At 64.8% G+C, this 18,633-nt stretch carries 16 protein-coding genes and 1 tRNA gene; 11 read left to right on the top strand and 6 right to left on the bottom strand.

Going from position 1 to position 18,633, the window contains the following annotated elements; translation table 11 throughout:
* Positions 1-6 precede the first annotated feature (6 nt).
* Positions 7-1,074 (top strand): GTPase ObgE, encoded by a 1,068-nt coding sequence (gene obgE / locus EDE12_RS07435; protein ID WP_026597955.1) that lies wholly within the window; start codon positions 7-9, stop codon positions 1,072-1,074.
* A 120-nt stretch (positions 1,075-1,194) separates the two neighbouring features.
* Positions 1,195-1,270: transfer RNA gene (locus EDE12_RS07430), tRNA-Lys, on the top strand.
* Between the two features lie 265 nt (positions 1,271-1,535).
* On the opposite strand, the gene EDE12_RS07425 is transcribed toward EDE12_RS07430, so the two are convergent.
* Both EDE12_RS07425 and EDE12_RS07420 read right to left on the bottom strand, forming a co-directional pair.
* A complete protein-coding gene (locus EDE12_RS07425; protein WP_026597954.1) occupies positions 1,536-2,261 on the bottom strand; it encodes a class I SAM-dependent methyltransferase in 726 nt (241 codons plus the stop codon).
* A gap of 6 nt (positions 2,262-2,267) precedes the next feature.
* A complete protein-coding gene (locus tag EDE12_RS07420) occupies positions 2,268-2,999 on the bottom strand; it encodes a cytochrome c biogenesis protein CcdA (RefSeq protein ID WP_026597953.1) in 732 nt (243 codons plus the stop codon).
* A 102-nt stretch (positions 3,000-3,101) separates the two neighbouring features.
* On the opposite strand from EDE12_RS07420, the gene EDE12_RS07415 reads away from it, so the two are divergent.
* Both EDE12_RS07415 and phhA read left to right on the top strand, forming a co-directional pair.
* Positions 3,102-4,469, top strand: coding sequence for a tryptophanase (locus tag EDE12_RS07415; RefSeq protein WP_024878992.1), 1,368 nt, complete (start codon positions 3,102-3,104; stop codon positions 4,467-4,469).
* A 69-nt stretch (positions 4,470-4,538) separates the two neighbouring features.
* Complete coding sequence (gene phhA / locus EDE12_RS07410) at positions 4,539-5,405, top strand: phenylalanine 4-monooxygenase (RefSeq protein WP_024878991.1); 867 nt, start codon at positions 4,539-4,541, stop codon at positions 5,403-5,405.
* Between the two features lie 3 nt (positions 5,406-5,408).
* Here phhA and EDE12_RS07405 read toward each other — a convergent pair whose 3' ends face one another.
* Both EDE12_RS07405 and EDE12_RS07400 read right to left on the bottom strand, forming a co-directional pair.
* Complete coding sequence (locus tag EDE12_RS07405; protein ID WP_026597952.1) at positions 5,409-6,647, bottom strand: M48 family metallopeptidase; 1,239 nt, start codon at positions 6,645-6,647, stop codon at positions 5,409-5,411.
* Positions 6,648-6,721: 74 nt separating this feature from the next.
* Positions 6,722-7,945, bottom strand: coding sequence for a tetracycline resistance MFS efflux pump (locus tag EDE12_RS07400; RefSeq protein WP_026597951.1), 1,224 nt, complete (start codon positions 7,943-7,945; stop codon positions 6,722-6,724).
* A gap of 342 nt (positions 7,946-8,287) precedes the next feature.
* Between EDE12_RS07400 and rfbB the strand changes: the two genes are divergently transcribed.
* The 4 genes from rfbB to rfbA are packed head-to-tail and all read left to right on the top strand — an operon-like array spanning position 8,288 to position 11,692.
* A complete protein-coding gene (rfbB, locus tag EDE12_RS07395) occupies positions 8,288-9,340 on the top strand; it encodes a dTDP-glucose 4,6-dehydratase (protein ID WP_026597950.1) in 1,053 nt (350 codons plus the stop codon).
* A gap of 18 nt (positions 9,341-9,358) precedes the next feature.
* Positions 9,359-9,916: a dTDP-4-dehydrorhamnose 3,5-epimerase gene (gene rfbC, locus EDE12_RS07390; protein WP_026597949.1), complete on the top strand. Its 558-nt coding sequence runs from the start codon at positions 9,359-9,361 to the stop codon at positions 9,914-9,916.
* Positions 9,917-9,924: 8 nt separating this feature from the next.
* Positions 9,925-10,821: a dTDP-4-dehydrorhamnose reductase gene (gene rfbD, locus EDE12_RS07385; protein WP_026597948.1), complete on the top strand. Its 897-nt coding sequence runs from the start codon at positions 9,925-9,927 to the stop codon at positions 10,819-10,821.
* A gap of 1 nt (position 10,822) precedes the next feature.
* A complete protein-coding gene (gene rfbA, locus EDE12_RS07380) occupies positions 10,823-11,692 on the top strand; it encodes a glucose-1-phosphate thymidylyltransferase RfbA (protein WP_026597947.1) in 870 nt (289 codons plus the stop codon).
* Positions 11,693-11,699: 7 nt separating this feature from the next.
* Here the strand turns inward: rfbA and EDE12_RS07375 are convergent, their stop codons facing one another.
* Positions 11,700-12,974, bottom strand: a complete 1,275-nt coding sequence (locus tag EDE12_RS07375) for an LPS biosynthesis protein (RefSeq protein ID WP_026597946.1) — start codon at positions 12,972-12,974, stop codon at positions 11,700-11,702.
* 8 nt (positions 12,975-12,982) lie between these two features.
* Entirely contained in the window at positions 12,983-13,636 is a 654-nt protein-coding gene (locus tag EDE12_RS07370) for an ABC transporter ATP-binding protein (protein ID WP_024878983.1), read from the bottom strand.
* A gap of 252 nt (positions 13,637-13,888) precedes the next feature.
* Here EDE12_RS07370 and EDE12_RS07365 point away from each other — a divergent pair, with 252 nt between their 5' ends.
* The 3 genes from EDE12_RS07365 to EDE12_RS07355 all read left to right on the top strand — a co-directional run bounded on the left by EDE12_RS07365 (position 13,889) and on the right by EDE12_RS07355 (position 18,398).
* Positions 13,889-16,066: a glycosyltransferase family 2 protein gene (locus tag EDE12_RS07365; RefSeq protein ID WP_245275707.1), complete on the top strand. Its 2,178-nt coding sequence runs from the start codon at positions 13,889-13,891 to the stop codon at positions 16,064-16,066.
* A gap of 193 nt (positions 16,067-16,259) precedes the next feature.
* Complete coding sequence (locus tag EDE12_RS07360; protein ID WP_134188023.1) at positions 16,260-16,907, top strand: class I SAM-dependent methyltransferase; 648 nt, start codon at positions 16,260-16,262, stop codon at positions 16,905-16,907.
* Between the two features lie 36 nt (positions 16,908-16,943).
* Positions 16,944-18,398, top strand: coding sequence for a hypothetical protein (locus EDE12_RS07355; protein WP_026597944.1), 1,455 nt, complete (start codon positions 16,944-16,946; stop codon positions 18,396-18,398).
* Positions 18,399-18,633 lie beyond the last annotated feature (235 nt).

Genomic DNA, 18,633 nt, shown 5'->3' with positions numbered 1-18,633 from the left:
ACAGCCATGAAATTCCTGGATCAGGCGAAAATCTACGTGCGCTCGGGCGATGGCGGAGCCGGCTGCGTCTCCTTCCGTCGCGAGAAATTCATCGAGTTCGGCGGGCCGGACGGCGGCGACGGCGGCCGCGGCGGCGATGTGTTGGCGATCTGCGTCGATGGGCTCAACACGCTCATCGACTATCGCTATCAGCAGCATTTCAAGGCCAAGACCGGCGTCCACGGCATGGGCAAGAACCGCCATGGCGCCAAGGGCGCCGACGCAGTGCTGAAAGTGCCGGCCGGCACGCAGATCCTCGAGGAGGACGGCGAGACGCTGATCGCCGATCTGACCGAGGTCGGGCAGACCGCGATCATCGCGCGCGGCGGCAATGGCGGCTTCGGCAATCTGCATTTCACCACCTCGACGAACAGAGCCCCGCGCCGCGCCAATCCCGGTCTGGAGGGGATAGAGCGCACGCTCATCCTGCGGCTGAAGCTCATCGCCGACGCCGGGCTGATCGGCCTGCCCAACGCCGGCAAATCGACCTTTCTGGCCACGGTCAGCGCCGCCAAGCCCAAGATCGCCGATTATCCTTTCACCACCCTGCATCCCGGCCTCGGCGTGGTGCGGGTGGACGATCGCGAATTCGTGCTCGCCGACATTCCCGGCCTCATAGAGGGCGCGCATGACGGCCATGGGCTCGGCGACCGTTTCCTCGGCCATGTGGAGCGCTGCCGCGCGCTGCTGCATCTCGTGGACGCCACCGGCGAGCACGCCGGCAAGGATTACAAGATCGTCCGTCGCGAGCTCGCGGCCTATGGCGCCGAGCTCGACGAGAAACGGGAGATCGTCGCGCTGTCGAAAATCGACGCCGCCGACCCCGAGCATTTGAAGAAGCAGAAAGAGCGGCTCAAACGCGCAATGGCCTCCGCCGGCCCTGCGGGAGCCGCTGAGCGCCCTGCCCTGCTGCTGCTGTCCTCCGCCACCAGCGAAGGCGTGACGGCGGCCCTGCGCGCCCTGGCGGCCGCCAAGGAGACAGCCGCGCATGAGGAGGCGACGGCGGCCGAACCCGCGCCGGAATGGCGGCCCTGAGGCGAAGAGAGATCGACACAGAAAATGTGACGATTTTTCTTTTCAGCGCTGGACATGAGCGGCGTCATTGGGTATTTGCCACCTCGTTCCGCTCATTCAGCGCAAGCCGAAGCGACGGACGGGCGCATAGCTCAGTTGGTAGAGCAGCTGACTCTTAATCAGCGGGTCCAAGGTTCGAGCCCTTGTGCGCCCACCAATAAATCAAAGCCGATTTCGGCGTGGCGAGAGACCCGTAAGAGCGCGGTCTTCGCATCATCAGTGTGCAGCCGCCACGGCTGTGCTTCACCCTGCCCGACCACAACAGATCACGCGCGCGACAATCATAGGATTGCCGCGCTCTTGTCATTGTCCGGTCATGGCGCGGCGCTAGTTGTGACGAAGAGCAAACGATGGCTACATGCCACCGCGGGCTCTAACGCCGGGCCGGAGGTACGTCCGGCGTTTTTCTTTTCTGGGACCCGTTACGGCTTGACCGCGGTCAGCAGCGTGTCCACGCCTTCGCGATATTCGACACGAACATCGGCGAAGCCTGCCGCCGTCATGCGCTCCAGCGCCGGCGCCAGATACATCACATGCTCGGGCGATTCGTCGCTGAAGAGATGCGCGACCCAATCCTCGAGCAGATCATAGCGGCCGATCGTCCCGAGCTTTGCGAACCAGCTGCGCACCTCCGCCTGCGTCGCGGAGAGATGCGCGGCGCGATCGTCCATCGCATAGCGGTCGCCATTGACGAAGATGCCGCCCGGCTTCAGCACGCGGAAAATCTCGGCGAGAAATTCCCGACGATAATCGTCGAGGAAATTATGCACGGCGTAATTGGAGGAGACGACGTCGACGCTGGCCGCGGGAAGCCCGCGAAGATAGGCGAGCGCATCGGCCTCCACGAATTGCGCGCGGCCGGCGGCGACGAAATCCGCGAGGTGAGAGCGCGCCTGATCCAGCATTTTGGCGGCGCTGTCGATCGCGGTGACATGGAGATCGTCGCGCCCGGCGAGCAGCGGCAGCGTGCTCACGCCCGTGCCGCAGCCGATCTCCAGAACCTCTAGCGCGACACCCTCGCGCCAATGCGCGACGCGCTCCGCCACGCGGCGGGCGAGCAGCGCCGCATTGGGGCAGATGAGCTCGAGCATGCGATATTCGGCGCCGATCGGCCCGGTGAAGAGATTTTCATCGATGCGCTGAGACATGGGCGATCACCCGAAATTCGCGAGACCCGGAAAGGTCTGCAGCAGCCAGAAGGAGAAGCTCTGCATCCCGCCGGTGAGGAAGGCGAGTCCCGTGAGCACCAGCAGCGCGCCGACGACCTTCTCCACCTTGCCGAAATGCTTCTTGAACTTCTGCATGAAGCCCATGAACGGCCCCATCGCCGCCGCGGCGGCGAGGAAAGGAAGGCCGAGCCCGGCGGAATAGACGCCGAGCAGAGCGGCGCCTTTGGCGACCGTCTCCTGCGAGCCGGCAACGGCGAGAATCGCGGCGAGGATAGGCCCGATGCAGGGCGTCCAGCCAAAGGCGAAGGCGAGGCCCATGACATAGGCGCCGAGACGCCCGACCGGACGGCCGACCTCGAGGCGCTTCTCGCGATAGAGCAGGCCGATCTTGAACACGCCGAGGAAGTGCAGGCCCATGAGGATGATGGCGACGCCGGCGGCGATCGACAAAATCTCCAGATTGGCGCGCAGCACTTTGCCGAACACGCTCGCCGTCGCGCCCAGCGCGACGAAGACCGTCGAGAAGCCGGCGACGAACAGAAGCGAGGCGATGAGCACATCGCGCCGCGCGCGCGATTTGCCGGCGTGGGTCAGCTCCTCGAGGCTCGCGCCCGCGATGAAGGTGAGATAGGGCGGCACCAATGGCAGCACGCAAGGGCTGAGGAAAGAGAGCACGCCCGCCGCCGCAGCGGCAGGATAAGTGACGTCGGCCGCCATGAGGTCTCCTCTTATCGCGCCGACGCTTTTGCCACAGCCGGCGAGGCTACGTAAAGCGGCGTCGGCGCCGCGCCCTATTTCGCATCTCGAAGGAGGCGGCATATGCGCACCATCATCGAGCCCTTCCGCATCAAGATGACAGAAGCTCTGCCGATCACAAGGCGGAACACGCGCGAGGAGCGGCTGAAGGCCGCGCATTACAATGTTTTTCTGCTCGATGCGGAAGACATCACCATCGATCTTCTGACCGACAGCGGCACGGGCGCCATGTCGGATCGGCAGTGGGCCGCGCTCATGATGGGCGACGAAAGCTATGCGGGAAGCAGGTCCTGGCGCCGCTTCGAGAAGACCATTCGCGACATCACGGGTTTCAAGCATATTTTTCCTACGCATCAAGGCCGCGCGGCGGAGCGCATTCTCGCTGCGACGCGGCTGAAGCGCGGCGATATCGTCCCCAACAACAGCCATTTCGATACGACGCGCGCCAATATCGAATATGTCGGCGCGACGGCGCTCGATCTGCCCAGCGCAAAGGCCGCCGATATTCATGCGGAGACGCATTTCAAAGGCGACATAGATCTCGCGGCGCTGGAGCGTGCGCTGGAGCGCGAGGGAAAGAAAATTCCCTTCTGCATGCTCACCGCGACAAACAACACAGGCGGCGGGCAGCCGATCTCTCTCGACAATATTCGCGCGGCCAAGGCTCTGCTGACGCGGCGCGGAATACCTCTGGTGCTCGACGCCTGCCGTTTCGCCGAGAACGCCTATTTCATCAAGCTCTGGGAGCGCGGCTATGCGGATCGCGCGCTCATCGACATAGCGCGCGAAATGTTCTCTCTCTGCGATGGCGCGACGATGAGCGCCAAGAAGGACGGGCTCGCCAATATAGGTGGATTCTTCGCCTGCAATGACGATCGCTGGGCGGAGGATTTTCGTAATCTGCTGATATTGACGGAAGGATTTCCCACCTATGGCGGACTCGCGGGCCGCGATCTCGAGGCGATCGCCGTTGGGCTCGAGGAAGCGCTGGAGGAGGAATACCAACGCTATCGCCATGCGACGGTGGAATATCTCGCTTCCCGCCTCATCGCGCGCGGCGTTCCGATCGTGCGGCCGGCCGGCGGCCATGCGGTATTCATCGACGCCGCGGGCTTTTGCCCGCATCTTTCGGCGAAGGATTTTCCGGGCGTGGGCCTCACCGCAGCGCTCTACCTCGAGGGCGGCGTGCGCGGCGTCGAATTGGGCAGCGTGATGTTCGGCCGCCGCGCGGAAGACGGAACGGAGACGCCGGCGCCGCGCGAATTGGTGCGCCTCGCCTTTCCGCGCCGCGTCTACACGCAGAGCCATTTCGATTATGTGATCGAGGCGATCGAGAACGTATTCCGCGAGCGCGCCGCCATCCCGCCGTTTCGTATCGTGAGGCAGGCGCCCTTCCTGCGCCATTTCACCGCGCATTTCGCGCCCGGCTGAGCGGCTTTGCGGCCGGCCGGCGCGCGCCTATCTATTTCGAGAACCCGGCTTTCGCTAAAGGAGGGCCGCATGGAGAAGGGCACGAACCGCTACGCCGACGCGCCCCGCCGCGCCGATTGGACGATCGAGCAGAATTGGCCCTCCTATAGCGCGGCCGAGCATGATCGCTGGAGCCGGCTCTACGCCCGCCAGGCCGAGCTTCTGCCCGGCCGCGCCTGCGACGAATATCTCACCGCAATGGACGCGCTCGCGCTCTCGCCCGCCGGCGTTCCCGATTTCGACGTGCTGAGCGCGCGGCTCTCGCCGCTGACGGGCTGGCGCGTCGTTCCGGTCGCCGGCCTCGTTCCCGACGACGTCTTCTTCGAGCATCTCGCCAATCGGCGCTTTCCCGCCGGCGCCTTCATTCGCCCGGAGGAGGAGCTCGATTATCTCGAGGAGCCGGACGTCTTCCACGACGTCTTTGGCCATGTGCCGCTGCTGGCGAACCCCGTCTATGCGCGCTTTCTACAGGCCTATGGCGAGGGCGGACGGCGGGCGCTGGCGCGCGGCCAGCTCGCCAATTTGGCGCGGCTCTATTGGTATACGGTGGAGTTCGGGCTGCTGGCGACGCCTGCGGGGCTGCGCATCTTCGGCGCAGGCATCCTCTCCTCGCCGGCGGAGACGGTCTTCTCGCTCGAGGACACGTCGCCCAATCGCATCGGCTTCGATCTCGAGCGGGTGATGCGCACCAATTACATCATCGACGATTTCCAGCAGTGCTATTTCGTCGTCGATGGATTCGAGCGCCTGCTCGAGGCCTGCTATCGCGATTTCGGCCCCATCTACGACCGTCTGCGGTCAGAAGCCGATCTCGCGCCGCATGAGATCGCGCCCGGCGATGCGCTGATCACGCGCGGCGATTTCCATTATTTCCGCGGCAAGGCGCACGCCGCCTGAAGGTCAGGCGCCCCTCGCCTCCTCCAGCGCGGCGATGCGGATCGGCGCCGGCGGATGCGAATAATAAAACAGCGCATAGAGCCGGTCCGGCGTCAGCGTCGAGAGATTGTCGCGCGAGAGCTTGGTGAGCGCGCTCACCATCGGCTCCTTGCCATAAATGGATTTGGCGAAGCCGTCGGCCTCGAACTCCGCCCGGCGCGACAGGAAATTGGTGAGCGGCGACAGAAGATGCAGAATGGGCGCGGCCGCCGTCAGCGCGATGACGAGAATGATTCCCGGATCATTCGGCAGGCCGAAGGCGCCGCCGAGCCCCCTCTCGAAGGCGAGGTGCAGAGCCGCGAAGCCGATGAAGAGAAAGCCCGCCGCCTGGAAAATCCGCTGCCGCACATGGCCGAATTTATAATGGCCGAGCTCATGGGCGAGAATGGCGAGAATTTCATCGGCGCTGTGCTTGCGCAGCAGCGTGTCGAAGAAGACGATGCGCTTCGCCTTGCCGAAGCCGGAGAAATAGGCGTTGCCATGGGTGGAGCGGGTCGAGGCGTCCATCACAAAGAGCCCGCCCGACTGAAATCCGCAGCGCGCCAGCAGCTCCTCCATGCGCGCCTTCAGCGCCGCATCCTCGAGCGGCGTGAACTGGTTGAACATGGGCGCGATGACGGAAGGGTAGATCACCGTCATGGCCAGCAGCAGCGCCACCGCCGCGACGAAGCCGGCCAGCCACCAATAATCGGGCGAGAAGCGCGCCGCGAAGAACAGCCCATAGAGCAAGGGAATGAAGAACAGCAGCCAGAGCGCCGCGCCCTTCGCCTCATCGAGGACGAACATGAAAGGCGTGGTGCGGTTGAAGCCGAAGCGCGCCTCGAGACCGAAGGTCTCGACCAGCGACAGCGGCAGGCGCAGCAGATGATCGACGATCGCCACCACGACGACGACGGCGACGCTGAGCGTCAGGCCCGGCGCGATGAATTGCGCGAGCAGCGCATAGAGCGGGCCGAGCAGAAAAGCGAGCCAGGCGACGGAGATCGCCGCGTCCAGCAAAGTCTCGCCAACGGAGAGGCGCATGCGCGCGACCGTGTAATCGGCGGAGCGGCGATGCTCTTGCGGGGTGATCGTCTCCGCGAATTCGGGTGGAGGCGCATCGCGATCGGCGCGCGCGGCGCGGCTCTGGCGAGCCTTCAGATAGACGCCCAGCGCCGCGGAGGCGAGAATGGCGAAATAAATGGCCGCAGCGACGAAGCTCATGCGCATCTCCGAAAGCGCCGGCCGATGGACCGCGCGCGGCCTCAATATAAGCGGCCGCGCGGCGGAATGCGACGTCAGACGGCGGGAGGCTGCACGGCTCCGCTCACGGCGTTGCGCGCCACGAAGAGGCTCGCCGCGAGCAGCAGCGCCGCGACGAAATAGCCCGCCCCCGGAAAGTCGCCGGCGCCGATGGAGAGGGAGAGAATCTGCGTGAAGAACAGCGGCCCGACCATGCCGGAGACGCCGCGCAGGCTCGACAGCGCCCCTTGCAGCCGCCCCTGCTCCGAGGCCGAGGCGAAGCGCGTGGCGAGGCCCTGAAAGGCCGGATTGGCCATCGCCCAGAGGGCGATGAGCGGCGGCGCCGCCATGAAGATCCCGCCCGTGGGCGCGAAGGCGTAGGCCGCGAAGCCGAGCGCCCCCGCCGCCAGAGCGACGACCAGCGTCGCGCGCTCGCCGAAGCGCTTGACCGCCGGCCGCACCAATCCGCCGGACACCACCGTCTGCGACACGCCGACGATGGCGAGCGCCCAGCCGGTCGTCTCCGCGTCCCAATGGTAGCGATATTCCGTGTAGAGCACGAAGAGGCTCGGCAGCGATTCATGCGCCAGATAGGAGAGGAATATGGCGAGCGCCAGCAGAGCGAGCGAGCGGTCGCGGCGCAGGAAATCCAACGAGCCGAGCACATTGGCGCTGCGCCAGAGGACCGAGCTGGTGCGCTTTTCCGGCGAGAGCGACTCCGGCAGGATGAAATAGCCATAGGCGGCGTTGAGCAGGCTCAGCGCCGCCGCGGCCCAGAACGGGTAGCGCAAGCCGTGATTGCCGAGCACGCCGCCGAGCGCCGGGCCGAGGATGAAGCCGACGCCGAAAGCCGCGCCGATCATGCCGAAACGGGCGGCGCGCTTCTCCGGCTCGGTGATGTCGGCGATATAGGCCGTCGCCGTCGAGACGCTGGCCGCCGTCACGCCCGATATCAGCCGTCCGATGAAGAGGAAGGGCAAGGACGGCGCGAGCGCCATGAACACATAATCGAGCCCCATGCCGAGATTGGACAGCAGCACGACCGGCCGACGGCCGAAACGATCCGACAGCGCGCCGAGCATGGGCTGAAACAAAAATTGCATGAAGGCCCAGGCGAAACCAAAGACGCCCGTCGCTATAGAAGCGCTTTGCAGATCGCCGCCCTCGAACTCCACGATGAGCTTGGGAAGCACCGGGATCATCACGCCGAGCGCCAGCATGTCGAGCGCGACAGTGATGAGGATGAAGACGAAGGCCGCCTTGCCGGGACGCTGAAACATCGACTACTCTTCTGTACGGCCGGCGATCCGTCGCGGCCCGATCTATCGCGGGATAGCGCGAAACCGACACGCTGCGCAAGCAGTCTGGAACGAGTCCAAATTCTCGCGGCCGACGCCAGCGCGCCAGAAAACGCCGCATAAAAAACATATTTTCGCTCGGCGCGCCGGAGTTGACAGCCAGCGCCGCGATCTTTCAATAGGCGTGAATAGAAGAGAAAAATCTTGCGGCGGCGGCGACGAGGCGAATCCTCGGGACCAGGAACAAGGTGCTTTTCGCGGATGCGTCTTCCCTCTCGCTTCCTCCATGAGACAGCGGCGAACGCCGCCCGGATCGGGCGATAGATGCGCATTCTCGTCACCGGCGGCGCCGGCTTCATCGGCTCGGCGGTTTCGCGCCGCATTATCGAGACGACGCCGCATGAGCTGCTCGTCTATGACAAGCTCACTTACGCCGGAAATCTCGACTCGCTCGCGCCTATCGCCGGCGATCCGCGCTATTGCTTCCGTCGCGCCGACATTTGCGACCGCGACGCCGTCACCGCCGCCTTCGAGGAATTCCGGCCCGACGTCGTGATGCATCTCGCCGCCGAGAGCCATGTCGATCGCTCCATCGACGGGCCGGGCGCCTTCATCGAGACGAATGTCGTCGGCACTTTCACTCTGCTCGCCGCGGCGCTCGATTATTGGCGCCGTCTCGATGCGCAGACCGCCGCGGGCTTTCGCTTTCTGCATATCTCGACCGACGAAGTGTTCGGCGCGCTCGGCGCGGAAGGGCTGTTCCACGAGGACACGCCCTATGCGCCCAACTCGCCTTATTCTGCATCCAAGGCGGGCTCGGATCATCTCGCGCGCGCATGGCGCGAGACCTATGGGCTGCCGACCATCGTCACCAATTGCTCCAATAATTACGGCCCCTATCATTTCCCGGAAAAGCTCATTCCGCTCACCATTCTCAATGCGCTCGAGGAGAAGCCGCTGCCCGTCTATGGACGCGGCGAGAATGTGCGCGATTGGCTCTATGTCGAGGATCACGCCGAGGCGCTGCTCACCGTCGCGTGCGCCGGCGTCGTCGGACAATCCTATAATGTCGGCGGCCGCTCGGAGATGCGCAACATAGAAGTGGTGCAGGCGATCTGCGACTGTCTCGACGAGTTGAGGCCCCGCGCGCGCGGCTCCTATCGCGAGCTGATCGCCTTCGTGCAGGATCGGCCGGGCCATGATCTGCGCTATGCGATCGATTGCTCCAAGATCGAGCGCGAGCTCGGCTGGCGCGCCAAGGAGAGCTTTGCCAGCGGGCTCGCCAAGACGGTGCGCTGGTATCTCGAAAATGAAGAATGGTGGAAAGCCATACGCTCCGGCAAATATCGCGGCGAGCGGCTCGGCTGCGTCGCCTGACGCGCGCGTGAGGACAGCATGAAGATCGAGGACACGGCGCTCGATGGCGTCAAGATCGTCACGCCCGATCGCTTCGGCGACGCGCGCGGCTTTTTCTCCGAGAGCTATAATGAAAGACGCTGGCAGGAACGCGGCCTGCCGCCATTGCGCTTCGTGCAGGACAATCATTCGCTCTCGCGCGAGACGGGCGTCATACGCGGGCTGCATTTTCAGACCGCGCCTTTCGCGCAGGACAAGCTGGTGCGCGTCACGCGCGGCCGCATATTGGATGTGGCTGTCGATATTCGCCGCTCGTCGCCCACATTCGGTCGTCATATCGCAGTGGAGCTCTCCGCGGAGAATTGGCGGCAATTGCTCGTTCCCATCGGCTTCGCGCATGGCTTCTGCACGCTCGAGCCGGATACGGAGGTCGTCTATAAGGTGACGAATTTCTATTCGGCGCCCAATGATCGCGGCCTCGCCTTCGATGATGGCGATCTCGACATCGCCTGGCCGATCGCGCCGGCGCGCGCCATTCTGTCGGAGAAGGATCGCCGCTGGCCGCGCCTGCGCGATCTCACGGATACGTTCGCGTGAGCGCGCCCATGCGCATCGCCGTCACCGGAATGCAGGGCCAGATCGTCACCGCTCTGCGCGAGCGCGGCTCCGACGAAACGCAAATCATCGCGCTCGGAAGGCCGCAGCTCGATTTGACGGATCGCGATAGCGTGCGCGCGGCGCTGAACGATGCGCGCTGCGATGTGATCGTCAATGCGGCCGCCTACACCGCAGTCGACAAAGCGGAACAGGAAGAAGCGCTCGCCATGCGCGTCAATGGCGAAGGCGCCGGTCATGTCGCCGAGGCGGCGGCAGCGCTCGGCGTTCCACTCCTGCATGTCTCGACCGATTATGTGTTCGACGGTTCCGCCACGCGCCCCTATCGCGAGGATGATCCCACGGCGCCGCTCGGCGCCTATGGCCGCTCCAAGCTCGAGGGCGAGAGGCGCGTCGCTGCGCTCTGTCCAAGCTCGGCCATCCTGCGCACGGCCTGGGTCTACAGCCCCTTCGGCGCGAATTTCGTGCGCACGATGTTGCGGCTCGGCGAGACGCGCGAGGAGGTCGGCGTGGTCGCCGATCAGCTCGGCAATCCGACGAGCGCAATCGACATAGCCGAGGCGACATTGCGCATTGCGAGGCGCCTTTGCAGCGACGGCGCGCCGCAGCTGCGCGGCGTCTTTCACATGATCGGTGCGGGCGACGCCTGCTGGGCCGATGTGGCGGAAGCGATCTTCACGCGCGCAGAAGCGCATGGGCGCGCGCCAGTGCGCGTTCGCCGCATCGCCACGGCGGATTATCCGACGCCGGCGCGGCGCCCGGCCAATTCGCGCCTCGACAATACGAAGCTTTCGCAAATCTACGGCGTCGCTCTGCCCGACTGGCGCCCATCGCTCGAGGCCTGCGTCGACAGGCTGCTCGCCGGCCCCACAGATGGAGGAGCATGAAATGCGCGGAATCATTCTCGCGGGCGGCAGCGGCACGCGGCTTCATCCGGCGACGCTCGCCGTCTCCAAGCAATTGCTGCCGGTCTATGACAAGCCGATGATCTATTATCCGCTGAGCGCGCTGATGCTCGCCGGCGTGCGCGAGATACTCGTCATCACGACGCCCGATGACGAGGCGGCGTTCAAGCGCCTGCTCGGCTCCGGCGCGCAATGGGGCGTCGCCTTCACCTATGCCGCGCAGCCGCGCCCGGACGGACTGGCGCAAGCCTATATAATCGGCGCGAGCTTCGTCGAAAGGCAAAGCTCTGTGCTGGTGCTGGGCGACAATATTTTCTACGGCCACGGCCTCACGGAGTCGCTGAGCAAGGCGAAGCAATCGCGCCGCGGCGCCACGGTCTTCGCCTATCACGTCGCCGATCCAGAGCGTTACGGCGTCGTCGATTTCGACGCGCAGGGCCGCGCCTTGTCGCTCGAGGAAAAGCCGAAAGCGCCGAAATCCAATTGGGCGGTCACGGGGCTCTATTTCTATGACGAGCGCGCGCCGCAATATGCGGCGGAGCTGCGACCTTCGCCGCGCGGCGAATTGGAGATCACCGATCTCAACAATATCTATCTGCAGCGCGGCGAGCTGAATGTGGAGCGCCTGGGCCGCGGCTTCGCCTGGCTCGACACGGGCACGCCGGCCTCGCTGCTGGAGGCGGCGGAATATGTGCGCGCGATCGAGCTGCGACAGGGACAACGCATCGCCTGCCTCGAGGAGATCGCCTTTCGCCAAGGCTGGATCGACGCCGACACGCTACGCGCCGCCGCGCAGAAATTCGCCAAGAGCCAGTATGGCGCCTATCTGACGCAAGTGGCGCGCGAGCGCTGACGCGCGCTCAGGCCATATGGTTGCGCACGAAGGCGATGAGTCCGACGACCAAGCCATAAAGGGTGAGCGAAATGGCGAGCAGCAGGCCCGTATAGAGCCAGCGCCGCGGATAGCGCGCGTCCTCCGGCAGAGCAGGCGCCTCGATCTGATGGAGATAGAGCAGCTTGCGATCGCTGAACAGCCGCGCGCCGTCGAGCGAGGCGGTCGCGATCTGATAGCTCGTCTCGGCGATCTTATGCTCTAGGTCGAGATTGGCGAAGGTCGTCATCTTGCCGGAGAGCGTCTTGCTCGCCAGCGCGTCGATCCCCTGCTGCTCGCGCGTGGTGATCTCCGCCTTCAGGCTCGCGACCTGCTTCTCGAGCGATTCGATCTGTCGCTTCAGATGACGAATTTGCGGCGCGCTCTCATCGACGTAGCGCGACTGGGTGAGATATTCCTGCTGATATTTCAGCAGCTCGATCTGGACGGCGGAGAGCACTTCGCTCTGCGATTTGCTCGTCTGGCGAACGTCGATCAGCCCTTCCGTATTGCGCGCGCGCTCCAAATTCACGCGCGCGACCTTCAGCCGCTCGGCGGCGCGCTCGACATCCTGCTCGGAGGCCCGCACAGTGTCCTGCCGCATACGCTCATTGAGATCATTGACCAGCGTCTCGCAGTCGGCGATCACCTTGTCGGCGATGGTCTTGGCGTCGGCCGGCGAGAAGGCGCGGACCGTCAGCGTGACGATTCCCGAGGGGAAGCTGATCGTCGCCGTGGCCATCTTCTTCCAGTATTCGGTGAAATTCTCGATCGGCTTCGACTTTTTGAAGCGCGCCCACCAATCGATGCGATCCGCGCCATAGAGCTCGCGCAGATCCACTTGGCGCTCGAGCTGCTCGACCAGCGTCCGGCTCTCGATATATTCGATGATGATCATCGAATCTTGAAAGATCATCATCTGCGGCAGGCCGGTCACGGAGCCGAGCCCGTCGAGCTTGGGAATGGCCGCGCTGCTCACGGTGAATTTCGCCTCGGCGACATATTGGTCCGAAGCGAGCAGCCCGTAATAGAGCCCGCCCACGACATTGGGGATCGCCACCATGGCGATCGCGAGGACGAGAAAGGCGATGCGCATCGCCTTTGCGCCGCGACGCTCGGCGAAGCTGGATTTCTGATAGGCGCCGCGCGCCCGCGCCGAAAATCGCGCGCGCCGCGCGGCTTCGGCCAGGAAGCGCTGAACGGCCTCGGCGCGCTCCAGCGCATTGACCGTGCGAAGATCGGGAGACTTCGGAGGTTCGTCCATCCTCGCCTCTATCGGTTCATTCGATTGTACATTTCGATCGCTTTGGCGACCGTGTCGAACATGAAGAGGCGGCCGTCGACGAGCACGCCGCCGCGGTCGCAATAATCGGCCACGGCCTGCATCGAATGCGAGACGAAGATGACGCTCGAATTCTTGCGCCGCTGGTCGAACGCCTCCTGGCATCGCTTCTGAAATCGCATGTCGCCGACGCCGGTGATCTCGTCGATGAGATAGACGTCGAAGTCGATGGACATGGACATGCCGAAGGCCAGACGCGCGCCCATGCCGGACGAATAGGTCTTCACCGGCGCGTCGAAATAATCGCCTAGCTCAGAGAACTCCTCGACGAACATCGCCGCCTTGCGCGGATCGGCGCCGTAGATTCGCGCCACGAAATGCACATTCTCGCGGCCGGTCATCGCCGGATGAAAGCCGCCGCCGAAGCCGAGCGGCCAGGACACGCGCACCGTGCGTCGCACCTTGCCGGAATTCGGCAGCTCGGTGCCCGCTATGACCTTGAGGGTCGTCGTCTTGCCGGCGCCGTTGACGCCGAGCAGACCATAGGAATAGCTCGTGTCGAAAACCATCGACACATGATCCAATATGACCTTCGAGTGTCGCTCGGTCTTATAGAATTTGAAGACGTCTAAGAGTTGGATCATCTTCTCTTCGAGCAGGTTTCGCCAGGGAACCGCCAATGACACGAACCGTGGCCCTTATAGCCCAGCGAGAGCGCCGCGTCCACGCAGGCGCAAAGGCCTAATTTCGCCACTTTTCCGCCATGGCCCCACCATGCGCGAGAGGCGCCGAGCTATGGCCAAGGCGCCGCGGCTCGACTATATGACGCGAGCGCGGAACCCCGGTCCGCGACTCATATTCGGGAAAGCACGGTCTTGTTGCTGAGAATTCCTTCTGTGCGTCGATCCGGCCTTCGCCGGCTCGGCTGGGAGAGCTGGCAGGCCACGGATGCGGACCCGCTCTTCGTCTTCGTCACGGGCTTTTTGCGCGCCGCCTATATCATTCTCGAGGTCGCCGACGCCGATCAGACGCTCGACCCGCGCATCTATATCGATTTCGGCAAGGGCTTCGAGCCGGATGACGAGATCGAGCTCAAGCACACGCGCGACGGCCTCTATGTGATCGCGCTGCGCAGCTTCGGCCGCGTGCATCATGTCCGTTTCGATCCCTCCTCCTACCCTTCACGGTTTCGTTTTCGCGCCTTCATCGCCTATGATGAAAAATCCGTGCGCGCCTTCGTCGGCGGCAGGCTGCGCGAGGCCGCGCGGGGCGAGCGCGCGGCGCCGCTCTGCGAGACCATAGCGCGGCCGGGCGCGCCGGAGCTTTCCGACGTCGGCGCGCGCGTCGCCAAGGTGCGCGGCGCGACTCCGCATTTCGAGCAGGTGATCGCCATGGGCAACGCCCGCTACGCCGGCGCGCCGGCATGGGCGGGCGAGCGGCCGGCATTCTCCTTTGTAACGCCGGTCTATGACGCGCCCGCGCTCTATCTCGATCAGCTGCTCGACTCCTTTCGGATTCAAAGGGCCGGCGCCTATGAGCTGATCCTCTCGGACGACGGCTCGACGTCGCGCGAGACAATCGACTGGCTCGAGCGCCATCGCGACACGCCGCATGTGACGGTTCTGCGCGCGGCGCAGAATGGCGGGATCGCCGTCGCCACCAATAGCGGCCTCGCCGCGGCGCGCGGCGATTGGGTCGGCTTCATCGATCACGACGACGCGCTCGCGCCTTTCGCCGTCGATGCGCTGCTGGAGACGATCGAGCGCACGCCCGGCGCGCAATTCGTCTTCACCGACGAGATCGTCGCCGACGCCAAGCTGCAACCCAAGCATTACTCGCTGAAGCCCGCCTTCGATCCGGCGCTGCTCTCCGGCGTCAATTACGTCAATCATCTCTCGCTCTATCGCCGCGAGCGGCTGCAGGAGCTCGGCGGCCTGCGCCGCGGATATGAAGGCTCGCAGGATTATGATCTGCTGCTGCGCTACACGCGCGGCCTCGCGACGGAGGAGATCGTCCATCTCCCCTATCCCGCCTATCTCTGGCGCCGCGACGGGAAGAGCTATTCGGTGAGCTTTCTCGATCGCGCCACGACGAGCGCGCGCCGCTCGCTCGCCGAGAGCTACGCCGTCGACGGCGCGCCGGCGGTGGTGGAGCCGGCGCGCAACGCCGATCTGCATCGCGTTCGCTTTTCGCCGAAGGATGACGCTTGGCCGCTCGTCTCCATCATCGTGCCGAGCCGCGATTCCTTCGCGCTCGTCACGCGCCTCTTCGACGATCTCACCTTGCGGACCGACTATCCACGCATGGAGATACTCGTCGTCGACAATGGCACGAAGGACGAGCGCGTTCTCGCTCTCTATGAGCAGACGAAGGCCGCGCATCCTTTCTTTTCGGTCGATATCGTCGAGGAGACATTCAACTTCTCACGGCAGGTCAATCGCGGCCTGAGGGCGGCGCGCGGCGATTGCGTGCTGCTGCTCAATAACGACATAGAGGTCATTGACGCCGGCTGGCTGAAGGAGATGGTCTCCTGCCTCGCCTATCCGTCCACGGGAATCGTCGGCGCGCGGCTGCTCTATCCCAATGGAACATTGCAGCATGCGGGCGTCATCATGGGCCTCGGCTCGGTGGCGGGACATTGGTTCTGCGGAATGCCCGGCGATTATCCCGGCCCCATGGGCCGACTCGACGTCCGCCAATCCATGGCGGCGGTGACGGGCGCCTGCATGCTGATCACACGCGCCTGCCTCGAGACGGTCGGCGAACTGGACGAAGAGAATTTCGCCATCGCCTATAATGACACGGATTATTGCATGCGCGCCGGCCGCGCCGGATTTCGCGTCGTATGGACGCCTTTCGCAACGCTCTATCATCATGAATCGGCGAGCCGCGGCAGCGACGAGACGAACGCCAATATCGCGCGCTTTCGCCGCGAGCAGGACACGCTGCGCAAAAAATACGATCTCGTCAATTATGTCGATCCCGCATTCAACCCCTGGTACAGTCGCGACAATGCGGCGCCGCGATTGCAACTGCTCAGCAGCCTGCCGCCGGGCCGTCATTTCCGCGTGTAACGCCCGCCGATTGCCAAAAGCGTCGCGACAGCGTAATCCGTCGCGCCGCGTCGCGGGCGCCCGTGCGCGCTCCCGGCGCGCATGGAATAGATGTCTTTAAACAGAAAAATCAGTCGTGTTTTCGATGCGATTCGAAAGCATTTCTGCTCATCGCCGAGGGATGATCGTATCGATGCTGAGGAAGCTGCGAGACATGCTGCCGAAACGAGGAGTGTCGCGTCCTCCGGCGGAGGTTTTCGACTCCTATGTGTCGAGCGTTCCGCGCCTGCAGAACGCCATCGATGTGATCGGCGGATGGAGCTGCGCTTTTCCGCCCGCATGCGGCGTCTCCGCCGGTCGGATCGAAGCCTTCGACGATGCGCGCATTCGATGGGCGATCGATTGCTTCGGCTCGCTCGAGGGCCGCAATGTGCTCGAGCTTTCGCCCGGCGAGGCCGGCCACAGCTTCCTTCTCGAATCCGCCGGCGCGCGCGTCGAGGCGATCGAGCCGAGCCGAGCCGCATTCATCCGCTGCCTCGTCGCCAAAGAGGTGATGCGCCTCTCGCGAACGCGCTTCTGGCTCGGCGACATGGAGGCGTTTCTGCGCGATACGGACACGCGCTATGATCTCGTCGTCGCCTGCGACGCGCTGCGCCGTTTCGCCGATCCGCTCGCGGCCATAGCGCTTCTCGCGCACCGCGCCGATGCGCTGTATATTCACACGCAAGTCGCGCAGCGCGGAGAGGCGTCTTTGCTCCGCCGCGACGATCTGATCGCCGCATTGCATGAAGCCGGTTTTACGAACATACGAGAGGCGGAGAGCGGCCACTCCTCCGGGCTTTCGATTTTTGCGCGCAAGTGACACGCAGCGCTCGCGCGCGCCATAGGAGCACGGCCGATGTTCTTCACGCGCAAGCGCTTGCGGGAATTCTCGGGCTATGTCGATCTCGCGAGCGGCGGCCGCGTGTCCGGCTGGGTCTATGACCGTTTGCGGCCGCGCGATCGATTCGATGTCGAGATCTGCTCCGCCGGCGCCGTGATCGGCGTCGCGCGCGCCGATCGGCTGCGCGAGGATTTGGCGCGCGCCGGCTTCGGCGACGGACGCTATGGCTTCGATTTCGATCTGCCGAACGGCGATTATCCCGAGGAGACTCTGGCCGCCCGCGTGCGCGGCGAGGAATTCTGGCTGCTGGAGAATGCGGGCCGGCGCAGCCTTTCGGCCGAGCTGCTCAATTCCACGCGGCGCGGCCTGCCGCGGCTGGAGCCGACGCTGTCGCTGCGGCCGGTCGACGAGCGCGACATAGAGATCGCCGCGGAGCTGCAGAGCGCCTGGGCGCAGCACGCCAGCGGCCGCGGCGCGCGGCGCTTGGGCGGCGGCGGCGCCATGTGGACCGATATCGTCTCGAATCGCCATCAGCCATTGCTCGCGCTTCTCGACGGCGGCGACCCGCGCGCGTTGGCGCAATGTCTCGTCGATGTGCAGAAATCCTCCGCCGCCACCGGGCTCGAGCAGGGCGTGCAGGCCTATCGGGACTTTCTCGCCGCCTCGCCGGAGGGCCGCCGGGCCGCGGTCGCGCCCTTCCACGACATGCTGGCCTCGCTCGCGCAATATATCGGCCTCGCGCGGGTGGAATGCGCCGAGCAGGATTATGTGGGCGAGACGCTGGTCGCCTCCTCGCGCGAGCTGGTCGCCGAGATCGAGGCGGCGCTCGGCTTTCCCATCGCGCCGCCCGCCGTCTTCGACGGGCTCTATGGCCTCGCCATGGACGGCAATGTGCTGCATGGGCGCGACATTCAGGCGCTCTATCTCGCTCTGCGCGCGATAGAGGCCAGCGGCCTCGCGCGTCCCAGAATTTGCGAGATCGGCGGCGGCTTCGGCAAGGCGGCGCGCTATGCGCTGCTCGCCGGCGCGCGCCATTACACCATCGTCGATCTGCCGACGGTCGCCGCCATGCAATTCTTCGCGTTGCGGCGCGGCCTGCCCGAAGCGAGCGTGCAGTTCCGCCATCCGCGCGAGCCGTCCCGCGGCGAGGGCGTCGATCTCGTCCTCGCGCCGGAGATCGACGACGAAGCGCTCATCGAGAGCGACATCGTCGTCAATTGCGATTCCTTTCCCGAGATGGGCGACGCCGTCTGCCGAAGCTATTTCGCCCGCATCGGCCGCTGGGCGCCGCTGCTGCTGAGCGTCAATCAGGAGGCCAATCGCGTGGTCGGCTCCTCCGGCCGGCAATCGGTGGTGGGCGCGCTGCTGCCCGATTACGGCTTTTCCCGCCGCTATCGCTTCCGCAGCTGGATCAGACGCGGCTATGCGGAGGAGCTGTGGGCCGCGCCGGAACGCCGCGCCGAGGGGTGACGCGACGCCGCAGCAGACGCCCCGTCTCGTCGCTCAAATACAAAAATCATCCGTATTCTCAAAAACATAGAGATTTCTGAAACTTTTCCGGGTCTAGGCTGGAGATTGTTCGACCGACCCGAGGCATGAGGCCCGCCGGAGATTCCGAGCGCGTCGGCGACTGTCCCCATCTCACCGCGGAGCGAATGCGCTTGCCGGACGACGGCGCGCATCCCGATCTCCGTCTCGAAGGACC

The sequence above is a fragment of the Methylosinus sp. sav-2 genome, assembly GCF_004366495.1.
Lineage (GTDB): Bacteria > Pseudomonadota > Alphaproteobacteria > Rhizobiales > Beijerinckiaceae > Methylosinus.
The sequence above is the reverse complement of the archived record's forward strand: the minus strand, read 5'-3'. Positions and strand labels throughout refer to the sequence as shown.

Bases quoted from the DNA above. Each gene is read 5' to 3' on its own strand.
- obgE (WP_026597955.1), top strand. From the start codon at position 7: ATGAAATTCCTGGATCAGGCGAAAATCTACGTGCGCTCGGGCGATGGC.
- EDE12_RS07425 (WP_026597954.1), bottom strand. From the start codon at position 2,261: ATGTCTCAGCGCATCGATGAAAATCTCTTCACCGGGCCGATCGGCGCC.
- EDE12_RS07420 (WP_026597953.1), bottom strand. From the start codon at position 2,999: ATGGCGGCCGACGTCACTTATCCTGCCGCTGCGGCGGCGGGCGTGCTC.
- EDE12_RS07415 (WP_024878992.1), top strand. From the start codon at position 3,102: ATGCGCACCATCATCGAGCCCTTCCGCATCAAGATGACAGAAGCTCTG.
- phhA (WP_024878991.1), top strand. From the start codon at position 4,539: ATGGAGAAGGGCACGAACCGCTACGCCGACGCGCCCCGCCGCGCCGAT.
- EDE12_RS07405 (WP_026597952.1), bottom strand. From the start codon at position 6,647: ATGAGCTTCGTCGCTGCGGCCATTTATTTCGCCATTCTCGCCTCCGCG.
- EDE12_RS07400 (WP_026597951.1), bottom strand. From the start codon at position 7,945: ATGTTTCAGCGTCCCGGCAAGGCGGCCTTCGTCTTCATCCTCATCACT.
- rfbB (WP_026597950.1), top strand. From the start codon at position 8,288: ATGCGCATTCTCGTCACCGGCGGCGCCGGCTTCATCGGCTCGGCGGTT.
- rfbC (WP_026597949.1), top strand. From the start codon at position 9,359: ATGAAGATCGAGGACACGGCGCTCGATGGCGTCAAGATCGTCACGCCC.
- rfbD (WP_026597948.1), top strand. From the start codon at position 9,925: ATGCGCATCGCCGTCACCGGAATGCAGGGCCAGATCGTCACCGCTCTG.
- rfbA (WP_026597947.1), top strand. From the start codon at position 10,823: ATGCGCGGAATCATTCTCGCGGGCGGCAGCGGCACGCGGCTTCATCCG.
- EDE12_RS07375 (WP_026597946.1), bottom strand. From the start codon at position 12,974: ATGGACGAACCTCCGAAGTCTCCCGATCTTCGCACGGTCAATGCGCTG.
- EDE12_RS07370 (WP_024878983.1), bottom strand. From the start codon at position 13,636: ATGATCCAACTCTTAGACGTCTTCAAATTCTATAAGACCGAGCGACAC.
- EDE12_RS07360 (WP_134188023.1), top strand. From the start codon at position 16,260: ATGCTGCCGAAACGAGGAGTGTCGCGTCCTCCGGCGGAGGTTTTCGAC.
- EDE12_RS07355 (WP_026597944.1), top strand. From the start codon at position 16,944: ATGTTCTTCACGCGCAAGCGCTTGCGGGAATTCTCGGGCTATGTCGAT.